The sequence below is a fragment of the Ilumatobacter coccineus YM16-304 genome (genome assembly GCF_000348785.1).
Lineage (GTDB): Bacteria > Actinomycetota > Acidimicrobiia > Acidimicrobiales > Ilumatobacteraceae > Ilumatobacter_A > Ilumatobacter_A coccineus.
This window is the reverse complement of the sequence record NC_020520.1, coordinates 2,159,590-2,172,251: the sequence shown is the minus strand read 5'-3', so window position 1 is coordinate 2,172,251 and position 12,662 is coordinate 2,159,590. Positions and strand designations below refer to the sequence as shown.

Here is a 12,662-nt window from a genome sequence, read left to right as displayed (position 1 = left end):
GCGTTCGCAGTCGCACACTGCGTCGCCAGGCCCGACGCCGGTTCAGGACGCGACGGCGACCGTGATCACCGGCTCCGCAGCGGACTCGTCGGCAACGCCCGTGACCGACGTCGACAACGTCTCGGAGGCGACGAGGCCCTCGTGAGCGTCGAGCGCCTCGATCCACTCCGGCCCGGCGGTGACCGTGAGGTCGATGCGGTCGGAGACGTGGAGGTCGGCGTCGCGTCGCGCCTGCTGGACCAAGCGCACGAGGTCGCGTGCGCGACCTTCGAGTTCGAGTTCGGGGGTGACGACGATGTCGAGCGCGACGACGCCGGCATGACTGCCGAGTCCGGTGCTCGCCTGATCGTCGGACGCCACCTGCTCGAGCGTGTACTCGCCCTCGACCAGTTCGACGCCGCCGACGACCACGACGTCACCGTCGACGCTCCAGTCGCCCTGCTTGTGCGCCTTGATCACGGTCTGGACGTCTTTGCCCAGACGCGGCCCCAGCTTGGCGGGCACCAGCTTGAGTTCTTCGGACGCCACCGACGACACGTCGGAGGTGAGTTCGACGTGGCGCACGTTGACTTCGTCGGCGATCAGGCCGGCGAAATCGGCGAGTCGCTCGGCGTCGGGCGACGCAACGGTCACCGACGAGAGCGGGAGCCGAACGCGCCGCTGATGCGCCTTGCGCACCGACAGCGTCGACGAGCACACGTCGCGAGCGAGGTCCATCGACGCGACGAGTTCGTCGTCGGCCGGCAACTCGTCGACAGCGGGCCAGTCGGCCAGGTGGACGCTCGACTCGTCGCCGTGCAGCCCGTCGGAGATCGCCTCGGAGATGAACGGCAGGAGCGGAGCAGCGAGGCGCGTCAGCGTCGACAGCACCGTGTGCAGCGTGTCGATCGCATCGTGGTCGCCCTCCCAGAAGCGGCTGCGGCTGCGGCGTACGTACCAGTTCGTGAGCACGTCGAGATACGTGCGCACGTGCTGGCAGGCGCCGAACAGGTCGTAGGCGTCCATCGACTCGGTCATGTCGGCCGTGAGGTCGCGGGTCTTCGCGAGGATGTAGCGGTCGAGCACGTTGGTCGAGTCGGTGCGCACCGTTCCCTGATGGCCGCCGGCGTTGGCGTACAGCGTCAGGAAGTACCACGAGTTCCACAGCGGGAGCAGCACCTGGCGGACGGTTTCGCGCATGCCGGCTTCGGTGACCATGCCGTCGCTGCCGCGCAGGATCGACGAGCTCAGCAGGTGCCAGCGCATGGCATCGGCGCCGTGGCTGTCGAACATCTCGACGGGGTCGGGATAGTTGTTGAGCGACTTCGACATCTTCTGGCCGTCGTCGCCGAGCACGATGCCGTGGCTCACGCACGACGAGAACGCCGGACGGTCGAACAGGGCCGTGGCCAACACGTGGAGGGTGTAGAACCAGCCGCGGGTCTGGCCGATGTACTCGACGATGAAGTCGCCGGGATAGTGGTTCTCGAACCACTCGGTGTTCTCGAACGGGTAGTGCACTTGGGCGAAGGGCATCGAACCCGACTCGAACCAGCAGTCGAGCACTTCGGGCACGCGCCGCATCATCGACTCCCCCGACGGGTCGTCGGGGTTCGGGCGCACCAGGTCGTCGATCGTCGGGCGGTGCAGGTCGGTGACCTCCACGCCGAAGTCGGCCTGGAGTTGCTCGAGCGAGCCGTACACGTCGAGGCGCGGGAAGTCGGGGTTGTCGGACTTCCACACCGGGATCGGTGATCCCCAGAAGCGGTTGCGACTGATCGCCCAGTCGCGGGCGTTGGCGATCCACTTGCCGAAGCTGCCCTCCTTGATGTGCGCGGGCTGCCAGGTGATCTGCTCGTTGAGTTCGACCATGCGGTCACGGAACTTCGTGACCTCGACGAACCACGACGACACGGCGCGGTAGACGAGGGGCTCGGCGCAGCGCCAGCAGTGCGGGTACGAGTGGTCGTAGGTGGCGTGGCGCACGACCGGACCGCCCTCGGCGAGACTGCCGCGGTCTTTGAGCGCCCGGATGATGTCGGGGTTGGCGTCGAACACGTGACGTCCGACGTAGTCGCTGATCTCGGCGGTGTACTGGCCGTGCTCGTCCATCGGGCACAGCGTCGGAATGCCGGCCTCGTTGCACGCGATCTGGTCGTCTTCGCCGAAGCCCGGCGCCATGTGCACGATGCCCGTACCGTCGTCGACCGACACGAAGTCGGCGGCGATGATCTGGAACGCCTGCTCGGTGCCATGCTGAGTGGCATCAGCGAAATAGTCGAACAGCGGCGTGTAGCGGCGTCCGAGCAGGTCGGTGCCCTTCATGCGTTCGACGATCTCGGCCTCACCGAGTTCGGCGGCGTAGTTGGGCAGGAGCGCTTCGGCGATGATGTACCGCTGGCCGTCCTGTTCGGCGACGACGTAGTCGATGTCGGGGCCCACGGCGAGTGCGAGGTTCGACGGGAGCGTCCACGGCGTGGTGGTCCAGGCCAGCACCTTCTCGCCGGTGTCGAGTTCGAAACCGACCGTGAGCGCCGGGTCCTGGCGATCCTGGTAGGTGTCGTCCATGCGGGTCTCGGTGTTCGACAGCGGGGTCTCGCAGCGCCAGCAGTACGCGAGCACGCGGAAGCCTTCGTAGATGAGCCCCTTGTCGTGCAGGGTCTTGAACGCCCACATCACGCTCTCCATGTACGAGAGGTCGAGCGTCTTGTAGTCGTTGTCGAAGTCGACCCAGCGAGCTTGACGGGTCACGTAGCTGCGCCAGTCGTCGGTGTACTGCAGCACGCTCGCCCGGCAGGCGTCGTTGAACTTGTCGATGCCGAACGCGGCGATCTCGGGGTGCCCGGAGATGCCGAGTTCTTGTTCGGCCTTGACCTCGGCGGGCAAGCCGTGGCAGTCCCAGCCGAAGCGACGCTCGACGCGCTTGCCGCGCATGGTCTGGTAGCGCGGGATGGCGTCTTTGACGTACCCGGTCAGCAGGTGCCCGTAGTGCGGGAGTCCGTTGGCGAACGGCGGGCCGTCGTAGAAGACGAACTCGTTCTCACCGTTCTCGCCGGCCTCGCGCTGCGCAATCGAGGCTTCGAACGTCTCGTCTCGCTCCCAGCGGTCGAGAATCGTGCGCTCGAGGGCTGGGAAGTCTGGCTGCGGGTCGACGTTCGGGTATGCCACGTCGGTCAAGGCTACCGACGCGACGGCCCCTGAACGCAGGAGGTTCGCGCGCCGTTCGGCGGCGCCGGCGGTCAGCGGTTCTTGTCGTACGAGAACCCGGTCGGGCCCTCGTCGGAGATGTCGGTCTGGATGACGAGCGGGTCGTCATCACTGGCGTCAGCGTCGGTGTCGTCGGACTCCCCCGACCAGTCGAAGCCGCCGTCGTCGTCGGCAGCCGCATCACCAGCGTCAGCGTCGCTCGCGGCGCGCTCGCTGCCGATCGACGGCATCTCCTGGGTCACGAGATGCTCCGCTGCGGGCTCGGCAGCCGCAGACTCGGGTGCGGCGCCGGCACTGGTGGCCGACGTCGCGGCGATGAGTTCGTCGTCGTCGGAGGCCGACAGCAACGGTCGGCGCACTTCTCCGAGGCCGGCCGGCACGCGCTCGACGAGTTCGAGGATGTCGTTGGCGGCCTCGCGGAGCCGGTTGCGCTCGTCGACGAGGAACGTCTGCAGGTGGTCGACGTCGGATTCGAGGAAGTCACGACGGGCGAGCAGCGCATTGACTTCGCTCTCGACCTGGATCCGCTCGGCCTCGCCCTGCTTGCGCGCTTCTTCGCGGGCTTCGGTCGACAGGCGTTCGCTGATCTCCTGCGCGCTCGCGATGGTCTTCGTGGCCTCGGCTTCGGCTTCGGTCCGCAGACGGGCTGCTTCGGCCTCTGCTTCGGCAATGGCGGTGTCGGCCGTGCGCTGAGCGAGCAACAGCGTGCGGCTGATCGTCTCGGCCTGGTCGACCGAGGGAACGACGTCGGCGGCGGGCTCGGGCACTGCGGCCACGGCGGGCGCAGGCTCGACGGCACCGTCGGCGGGTGCTGCCGGCGTCGCCTCGGAGATCTCCTGGAGTCGAGCGACCGCGGCCCGGGCGCGGGCTTCCATCGCCGTCGACTGGTTCTGCGCTCGTTCGAGCTCGGCGGCGACCTCCTCGAGGAACGCCCGCACTTCGTCGGGGTCGAGACCTTTCTTGACGGTCTTGAACTCAGCGGTGCGCACTCGTTGTGGGCTGATGTCCATGGTGATCCTCTACGTTCTTTCCCGAGGGAAGTCAGTCGTCGTGTTCGTCAGTCGTCGTATTCGTCGTAGCGCTGCGGTCGTGCCGGCGGCTTGAGCAGGTAGACGCCGGTCGCCACCTTCTCCATCGTGCCATCGAGCGCGTAACAGATGCCGCTCGCGAAGTCGATCAGTCGGCGTGCGACATCGCGTTCGGTGCCTTCGAGATTCATGATGACCGGCATGCCGTTCTTGAAGGCGTCGGCCACTTCCTGCGCCTGGTCGAAGCGGCGGGGGCGAACGGTGTGGGGCTCCATGGATCCTCCTGGGATGCTGCGAAGCTGCGGTTGCGGAGCGGGTTGTTCGGGTTGGCTCGGGCGGATGTGCACGCCGCTGTCGTCGGCACCACGTCCGGGAGACTGGTGCGGTTGCTGCATCGACGGCCGCCGGGCCGCCGCCGATGCGTCGAAGTCTTTGGAGGGGAAGCTCGGTCGAGGAGCAACGGTGCGCACCGTCGGCTCACCCTCGGGCTCCCACCCGCCACGGTTCCCGCGAGGGGCGCGCTGATCGGCGGGTTCGACGTCGCGCTGGGCGCGCTGCTGTCGAGCCGGGGGTTCCGGCTCGTCGTATCCGTCGTAGTCGTCGTACGCATCGTCGGGACCGAGACCGAGGTAGTCCATGGTCCGTTTCCAGAGTGACATTTCTTCCTCCTGAGCGCCCGGACTTTAGCCCGACACAGTGGCAATTCGGTGGACACGAGCGGCATTGCTGCGCTGCGCAAGGAACTTCGAACACGCGTGCGTGCCGCGTCGACGTCGCCGGGTCGGCTCGGCGGCACTCGCAGCGACCGTCGAACAGCGGACCACGAGCATCATGCCCGGCTGCCGAACAGGGCGGTCCCGACGCGAACATTGGTCGATCCGGCGGCGACGGCGACCTCGATGTCGCCGCTCATCCCCATCGAGCACACCTCGAGGCCGAGCTCGTCGACGAGTCGCCGTACCGCCTCGAAACCGGGGCGGGCGGCCTCGGGCGGCTCGCCGGTCGGACCGACGGTCATCAACCCGGCCACGTCGAGGCCGGCCTCCCGGGCGCGTTCGACCAGTGCAGCGGTGTCGCCGAGCGCACAACCACCCTTGCCGTCTTCCCCCGTCGAGTTGACCTGGACCAGGATGCGAGCGCCCGGCGCTCGCTTGGCGATCTCGGCGACGAGCGACGGCCGGTCGACGCTCGCCCACAGGTCGACGACGTCGACGAGTTGGCGGACCTTGTTCGACTGCAGCCGACCGATGAACTCGACGGTGGGTCGCCGCTCACCCAGTGCGTCGAGCGTGTCGACCTTGCCGAGCAACTCCTGTGCGTAGTTCTCCCCCACCGCGGAGAAGCCGGCGTCGGCGGCGACCCGGATCACGTCGGCGGCGAAGCCCTTGGTGACCGCGGTGACCGTGATGGGCTGCTCGCGAGCTCTCGACACGCTGTCGATGCGCTCGTCGAGCGCCGCCAGTCGTTCGACCACGACGTCGACGGTGAGGGCGGGTCGAGGAGCGTCAGACCCCATGTGCCCTCGCCGGTTCGTCGTGATCGTGCTCGGCGTCCATCCACCCGATCGTGGCATGTCGGCCCCGGTCGCGTCGGACGCGATGCGAGAACCAGCGATCGTCGCAACCGGTACACGGACCGACGGCATGGAGTTCGACGCCACGGCGGGCGAGGGCGGTTCGCACGGCCAGCGGGACATCGAGCGCGCGGCGGCCGCTCGTGGTGGTTCCTGTGATGGCGGAGGGTTCGGCGCCGACCGCCTCGGCGACGCGGGCGAGGTCGTCACCGCCGAACCCGTAGCAGCACGGATGGATCGTCGGGCCGAGCACCGCAGCGATGGCGGTGTCACCGAGTTCGTCACAGGCGACGTCGATCGCGCCGTCTGCCAGGCCACGCCACCCGGCGTGCACCGCGACGAGGTTGCCGGACGAACCGGCGAGGACGACGACCGCACAGTCGGCGGCCCACATGGCGACGTGCGTTCCCGGCGCGTCGGCTCGCTGCACGTCGGCCACGACCAGTTCGTCTTCACCGGACTCGGCGTGTGTCGGGATCTCGCGCTCGGCGTCGATGCGGTGCACCGCGGTGCCGTGGCACTGGTCGACCATCGACCATCGACGGCCGGTGATCGACCGCTGGCGGTCGGCGAGTACGTCGGGCGCCACGTGGTGCGGATGGACGTCGCCGTCGCTTCGTTCACTCGCCGCGACGACGAAACGCCGTCCGGCGACGCGACGATCGAGCAGGGTCAGCACGCGACGGCGTGCGCTCGGTGCTCGACCGGCCGAGATCGACCGGTTGCGGACGGTCCGCTACTTGAGGAACGACGGGACGTCGAAATCGTCGTCGTCATCGTCAGCCAGCGGATCGGGCTCGTCGGAATCGCCGAAGAGTTCGGTGATGCGCGTCGGGGTCGTGCGCGGCTGGTCGGGAGCGGGCTCCGACGACGACGATGCAGCCGGGGTGTACCCGGTGCCGTCGACGCGGTCGAACCCGGCCGAGATGACCGTGACGCGGACTTCGTCGCCCATCTCGTCGTCGACGACCGTACCGAAGATGATGAGCGCGTCTTGGTGGGCCACGCCGTGGATGATCTCGGCAGCAGCGTTCATCTCGAACAGACCCATGCTCGACGGGCCGGTGATGTTGAGCAGCACGCCGCGGGCGCCGTCGATGGCCGATTCGAGCAGCGGGCTCGAGATGGCCGCCTTGGCAGCCGACACAGCGCGCTCGTCGCCGCTGGCCTGGCCGATGCCCATGAGGGCGGTACCGGCGTCGGCGAGGACCGCCTTGACGTCGGCGAAGTCGGTGTTGATGAGTCCCGGCGTGGTGATGAGGCCGGTGATGCCCGACACACCCTGCAGGAGGACTTCGTCGGCCATCTTGAACGCATTGAGCACGCTCGTCTTGTCGTTGGCGACGGTGAGGAGTCGATCGTTCGGGATGACGATCAGCGTGTCGACCTTCTCCTTCAGGCGCTGCACACCGTTGTCGGCCTGGACCGAGCGGCGGCGTCCTTCGAACGAGAACGGGCGGGTGACGACACCGATGGTCAGGGCGCCGGCTTCACGAGAGATCTCGGCGATGACCGGAGCGGCACCGGTGCCGGTACCGCCGCCTTCACCGGCGGTGATGAACACCATGTCGGCGCCACGCACCATCTCTTCGATCTCGTCGCGGTGCGATTCGGCGGCTTCACGACCGACTTCCGGGTCGCTGCCGGCGCCGAGGCCTCGCGTGAGATCCCGGCCGATGTCGAGCTTGACGTCGGCGTCACTCATGAGCAGCGCCTGGGCATCGGTGTTGACGGCGATGAACTCGACGCCCTTCAGGCCAGCGTCGATCATGCGATTGACGGCGTTGACGCCGCCGCCGCCGACGCCGACGACCTTGATCACGGCGAGGTAATTCTGTGGCGTGCCGACCATCAGTAGGTCTCCCAGCTCATTTGTTTCGGTGGTGTGTACATGGAGTTCTCGATCTGACGTCGTCCGCGATGGACGACATGTCTTGGCGCATTCTGGCAGGTCTGCCAGCACCGTTGAGGGACGCTAGCGCCGCAGCACGGCCGTCTGCGCGATCCGAGCAGGTCAGCGTTCGGTCGCCTCGTCGGTCGAGACGTCGATGATGGTCGTTCCGCCGCCGTCGATGTCGTCGAGAACACGCTCGAGGCGGACCAGTCGTTCGAACTGTTCGTTGTCGCCGATCGCTGCGCCGAGCCGCACTTCGATGTCGGGTGCCGGGTCGCCGTTGATCAGTTCGTTGCGCAGGATCAGGCGAATGTCGGAGCCGTCGGGCGTGGCGCTGATCGACACGAGCCGTGATCGGACCTCGGGGGTCAGCTTGGTCACGAGTGTCGACGCCGCGGCGTACCCGACGTCGGCGAACTGCCCCACCTCGAGGTCGAGCGTGCCGGGCCCGGAGATCAGCACCGGGGCGACCGGTTGACCGGTTTCGATCGCGAGGACGCGCCCTTCGCGGTCGAGGATGCGGTAGCGCTCGTCGGCCCCGCGAATGGTCGCCAGCGGCACGCGTTCACGCAGTTCGATGGACGCTGAGCTGGGGAAATCGGTACGGACCCGCGCCGACTCGACCCACGCGATCTCTTCGAGGCGCCGCTCGGCGGCGGCCGTGTCGACGAGCAGCGTCGGGGTACCGACGAGATCGTCGATGACCTCTTGCACCACGGCGTCGTCGGCATAGCGCTGGCCCGACACGGTGACGTCGTCGACCGAAAACAGCCCCGACCCGAGCACGGCGAGGACACCGATGAGCAGGACGAGCACGACGCCGATGATGGCGACCCACTTGAGTCGTCGGCGCCCCTCGGCGCGCCGCACGCCGATCCGCCGCTGGCGGAGTCGGGGTTCGATGCCGGGCCCGGTGGCGTCTTGCGGCATGATCGCGTCGCCGCGGCCGTCGTCGTCGATGAACACCGTGCCGTCGCCACCCAGACCGATGGCCTCGTCGAGATACACGGCGTCGGGGAGATCGTCGTCGCCGCCGATCGAGATCGTCGCGGCGTCTCGAGCGGGCTCATCGTCGCTCGACTCGGCGCCCTTGCGTTTCGATCGCTTGCTCCGTGGCTCGGGTTCTGGTTCGCCGGCACTGACGACGTCGATCGATTCGGTCGCAGGTGCCCCACGCTGGTGCGCCCCGGTCACCGGAACCCTGCTGGTGAGCACGTCGACCTCGGGGTCGTCGACGTCGTCGAACGCCATCGACAGTTCGTCGAGAACCGAGCCTCCGGGCGTCCCGTCGAGCTCGACGTCGGAGACCAACTCGCCGGTCTCGTCGGCCGACGACGATGCCGGCCCGATGATGCGGACGTCGCCGTCACCGAAGCCGTCGTCGCCGAAACGATCCGGTTCTGGCTGGTTCTTCTTGCGGCGTCGAATCAGTCCCATGGTTCCTCGAATCCGATGAGTTTGATCTCGCTGCGCAGCGCGTAGCCCGTTTCGTCGAGCACCCGCTGACGCACGAACTTCATGAGGTCGACGACGTCGTTCGCGCTGCCGTCGACATCGGCCTGGATGAAGTTGGCGTGCTTGTCGGAGACGCTCGCCGACCCGATGCGGTGTCCGCGGAGTCCGATCTCGTCGATGAGCGCGCCGGCGCTGACCTCGCCGGGGACCGGGTTGACGAACACCGAGCCGGCGTTCTGCCCACCGGGCTGATTGGCGCGCCGCCAGGCGACGATCTCGCTGAGTTCGCGGTCTCCCGCCTCCGGATCGGCGCCCGTGGCGAGTTGCAGCCTCGCCGAGACGACGACGGACGTCGCCGGTAGCGCACTCCCCCGGAACCGCAGTCCGATGTCGGCGGCGGCGATCGTGTCGAGGCGCAGTCCGGCGTCGGGCGCGTCGCCCGCGGCTGCGAGGTCGGCGACGGTCACGTCGATGAGCGACGCCGAGATGTCGGAGCCGTGACCGCCTGCGTTCATCTTGACGGCCCCACCGACGGAGCCCGGCACGCCGACGGCCCATTCGAAGCCGGTCAGGCCGGCCTTGACGGTGCGTCGAGCGAGCACGGGGAGCAGCACGCCGCTCCCGGCGTCGACGATGCCGGTCTGCTCGTCGATGTCGATCGACATCGAGATCTCGGCGATCGAGACGGCGATGCCGGCGAAGCCCGCATCGTTCACCAGCAGGTTCGACCCGCGTCCGACGATCAGGAGCGGCAACTGCGATGCACCGAGCGCCCGGGCGACGATCGCGAGATCGTCGATCGAGGTGACCTCGGCGAAGAGCGCGGCCGACCCTCCGACCTTGTACGTGGTGAACGGGGCGAGCGGGACGTCGCGTCGGGCGAGCGACCCGAGCACGGCGGCTGCCGCCTCGATGCGATCGGCGATGGGCTCAGCGACGCTGGCGTGCATCGAGCACCTCCGACGGGAACGACGCGATGTCACCGCATCCCATCGACACGACGACGTCGCCGTCGCGTGCCTCGCCGGCGACGAAGCTGATCAGGTCGTCACGCTTCGGCAGCCAGACGACGCGCTTGCCGGGGTTCGCTTCGGCGACCGCGTTGACGATGAGCTTGCCGGTCACCCCGGGGATCGGCGTCGTGCCCGACGCGTAGATGTCGGTGAGGACGATCAGGTCGGCGTCGCCGAACGCGTCGGCGTACTCCTGCCAGATCTCGGAGATCCGGTTGTAGCGGTTCGGTTGGAACACCGCGATCACGCGCTTCCATCCGTCACCGCTGTGGCGCGCTCCGCCGAGTACCGCCCGGATCTCGGACGGCAGGTGGGCGTAGTCGTCGACGAACGTCGCTCCGCCGTCGGATCCGCGCACGTCGAAGCGTCGGGCGACGCCACCGAACTTGGCGAGTGAGATGCGGATGTCGTCGAAGTCGACGCCGAGTTCGAGCGCCATGGCGATGGCACCCGTCGCGTTGAGCACGTTGTAGAGGCCACGCATCGGCAGTTCGATCTCGCCGAGCACGGTCGGCGGGCCATCGGGGACGGTGCGTTCGACGCGGAACATCGAGGCGCCCGACTCGACTCGGATGTCGACCGCTCGCACCTGAGCGTCGCCGGCGGTGCCGAACGTGATGGCGTCGTGGCGGCGTGCCAGTCGGGCGGCGACGGGGTCGTCGGCCGACACGACCTTCGGGCCGGGGATCTGCGCCAGGTACCGGTCGAACGAGTCGATGATGGCGTCGAGCGATCCGTAGTGGTCGAGATGGTCGACCTCGACGTTGGTGAGAATGGTGCCGTGGAGCGGGAGTTCGAGGTGAGTGCCGTCGCTCTCGTCGGCCTCGACCACCAACCATTCGCCGCCCGTCCACTGGGCCCCGGTGCCGACGTCGGTGACGTCGCCGCCGACGACGAAGTTGGGACGCAGACCCGCCTCGGCGAGCATCAGCATGAGCATCGACGTCGAGGTGGTCTTGCCGTGTGTGCCCGCCACCGCGATCGACTTGGCCTGCGCACAGATCGACGCCAGCATCCCGGCTCGCCGGAGCACCGTGACGCCGGTGGTGCGGGCCTCGTCGAGTTCGATGTTGCGCTCGGGGATCGCGGTCGACGCCGTGACGGCGTCGACGCCGTGGACGTACGAGCGGTCGTGGCCGATGTGCACCGTCGCCATGGCGGCACGGACCCGTTCGAGCACCGGATGCTCGCGGAGGTCGGATCCAGAGACGTCGTGTCCCATCTCGGCCAGCGCGATGGCGATGGCGCTCATGCCGGGTCCACCGACGCCGACGACGTGGAGTCGATGCGGAATCGACAGGTCGAGGGGCGCCTCGGGAACCGGACGGCGCGGGGCGAGCAGGTCGGTGGCGGCAGTCGATGAGACCGATGCCGGTGTGGTGGCGGAGGGGGTCGTCACAGTGTTGGAGAGGTTAGGGCGACTCGTTCGATCACGTGGGCCAATGCGCCCGATCTGTGCACCTCGCCTCGGTCGGACGCTGCTGCCGACAACGCGGCGAGGGCGGCGGGGTCGCGGCGGAGGCGAACGATCTCGCGCTCCAGTCCCCCGTCGGCGACGTCGTCCTCGGTGAGCAGCACGGCGGCGCCTGCCTCGCTGAGCCACTCGACGTTGCCACGCTGGTGATCGTCGGCGGCGCCGCTCCACGGCACCAGGACGGCCGGGCTTCCGGTGACGGCCACCTCGTGCACGGTGCTCGCACCGCCGCGCCCGACGAGGAGGTCGGCAGCCGCATAGACGGCCGGCATGTCGGATTCGTACCCGATCACCTGGTGGTGGATGCCCGATGATCCGTCGCCGGCCGAGGTGATCGAGTCGGCGAACCGTTCGCCGGCGACCTGCCGGATGGCGAGCGTCGTATCGTCGGCGTGGTCCGCGACGATGCGGCTGATCGCGTCGTTCAGCACGCCGGAACCGAGCGAACCGCCCATGACAGCGACGAGGAATCGGTCGTCGGCGATGCCGAGCGACCTGCGAGCGGCGTCGCGTCCTGCGACCCGATCGACGTCGAGGATCGCCTGGCGAACCGGTGCCCCCGTCATCTCGGCACGGGGCAGCGGCGAGTTCTCGAAGGCGACGGCGCAGACGGCCGCACGTCTGGCAGCGACCGTGCTGGCGCGACCCGGTCGGCGGTCGTACGACACGACGACGACCGGGATGTCGAGCTTGCGGGCGGCGAAGACCGCGGGCATGCTCGCGTAGCCGCCGACCGACACGACGACCTTCGGACGCAGGGTCTCGAGCAGGCGGATCGCCGCCCGTCGGGCGTTCCACATCTTCGGGACGAACCCGAGGTTGCGACGGCTCAGGCTGCGTTGGAAGCCGACGACGTCGAAGAAGGTGTGGTCGTATGCGGTGTCGGGAACGATGTCGGTCTCGATGCCACGCTCGCAGCCGACGTAGTGCAGTTCGCTCGGATCGTGCCCTGCTGCCACGAGCGCGTCGGCGACGGCGAGCGCGGGCAGAACGTGGCCGGCGGTGCCTCCCCCGGTGACGACAGCGAACGTCGACACGG

The 12,662-nt window shown here is 68.5% G+C and carries 10 protein-coding genes; all 10 read right to left on the bottom strand.

Annotated features, from left to right (window positions below):
- Nucleotides 1-42 precede the first annotated feature (42 nt).
- The 10 genes from ileS to YM304_RS25045 all read right to left on the bottom strand — a co-directional run bounded on the left by ileS (nt 43) and on the right by YM304_RS25045 (nt 12,660).
- A complete protein-coding gene (gene ileS / locus YM304_RS09775; RefSeq protein ID WP_015441516.1) occupies nt 43-3,147 on the bottom strand; it encodes an isoleucine--tRNA ligase in 3,105 nt (1,034 codons plus the stop codon).
- 71 nt (nt 3,148-3,218) lie between these two features.
- Nucleotides 3,219-4,196, bottom strand: a complete 978-nt coding sequence (locus tag YM304_RS09770; protein WP_015441515.1) for a DivIVA domain-containing protein — start codon at nt 4,194-4,196, stop codon at nt 3,219-3,221.
- Between the two features lie 47 nt (nt 4,197-4,243).
- A complete protein-coding gene (locus YM304_RS22355) occupies nt 4,244-4,873 on the bottom strand; it encodes a cell division protein SepF (RefSeq protein WP_015441514.1) in 630 nt (209 codons plus the stop codon).
- A 170-nt stretch (nt 4,874-5,043) separates the two neighbouring features.
- Nucleotides 5,044-5,688: a YggS family pyridoxal phosphate-dependent enzyme gene (locus YM304_RS09760; protein ID WP_041299457.1), complete on the bottom strand. Its 645-nt coding sequence runs from the start codon at nt 5,686-5,688 to the stop codon at nt 5,044-5,046.
- Nucleotides 5,689-5,719: 31 nt separating this feature from the next.
- The gene (locus tag YM304_RS09755; RefSeq protein ID WP_015441512.1) at nt 5,720-6,466 is read right to left on the bottom strand and encodes a polyphenol oxidase family protein; all 747 of its coding nucleotides are present in this window, start codon (nt 6,464-6,466) and stop codon (nt 5,720-5,722) included.
- Between the two features lie 57 nt (nt 6,467-6,523).
- Nucleotides 6,524-7,639: a cell division protein FtsZ gene (gene ftsZ, locus YM304_RS09750; RefSeq protein WP_015441511.1), complete on the bottom strand. Its 1,116-nt coding sequence runs from the start codon at nt 7,637-7,639 to the stop codon at nt 6,524-6,526.
- A gap of 162 nt (nt 7,640-7,801) precedes the next feature.
- A complete protein-coding gene (locus YM304_RS09745) occupies nt 7,802-9,118 on the bottom strand; it encodes a cell division protein FtsQ/DivIB (RefSeq protein ID WP_015441510.1) in 1,317 nt (438 codons plus the stop codon).
- A complete protein-coding gene (gene murB / locus YM304_RS09740) occupies nt 9,109-10,086 on the bottom strand; it encodes a UDP-N-acetylmuramate dehydrogenase (RefSeq protein WP_015441509.1) in 978 nt (325 codons plus the stop codon). The genes YM304_RS09745 and murB overlap by 10 nt, the downstream gene beginning before the upstream one ends.
- The gene (murC, locus tag YM304_RS09735) at nt 10,067-11,548 is read right to left on the bottom strand and encodes a UDP-N-acetylmuramate--L-alanine ligase (protein ID WP_015441508.1); all 1,482 of its coding nucleotides are present in this window, start codon (nt 11,546-11,548) and stop codon (nt 10,067-10,069) included. The genes murB and murC overlap by 20 nt, the downstream gene beginning before the upstream one ends.
- Nucleotides 11,545-12,660: a UDP-N-acetylglucosamine--N-acetylmuramyl-(pentapeptide) pyrophosphoryl-undecaprenol N-acetylglucosamine transferase gene (locus YM304_RS25045; RefSeq protein ID WP_015441507.1), complete on the bottom strand. Its 1,116-nt coding sequence runs from the start codon at nt 12,658-12,660 to the stop codon at nt 11,545-11,547. Before YM304_RS25045 ends, murC begins: the two co-directional genes overlap by 4 nt.
- Nucleotides 12,661-12,662: the final 2 nt, after the last annotated feature.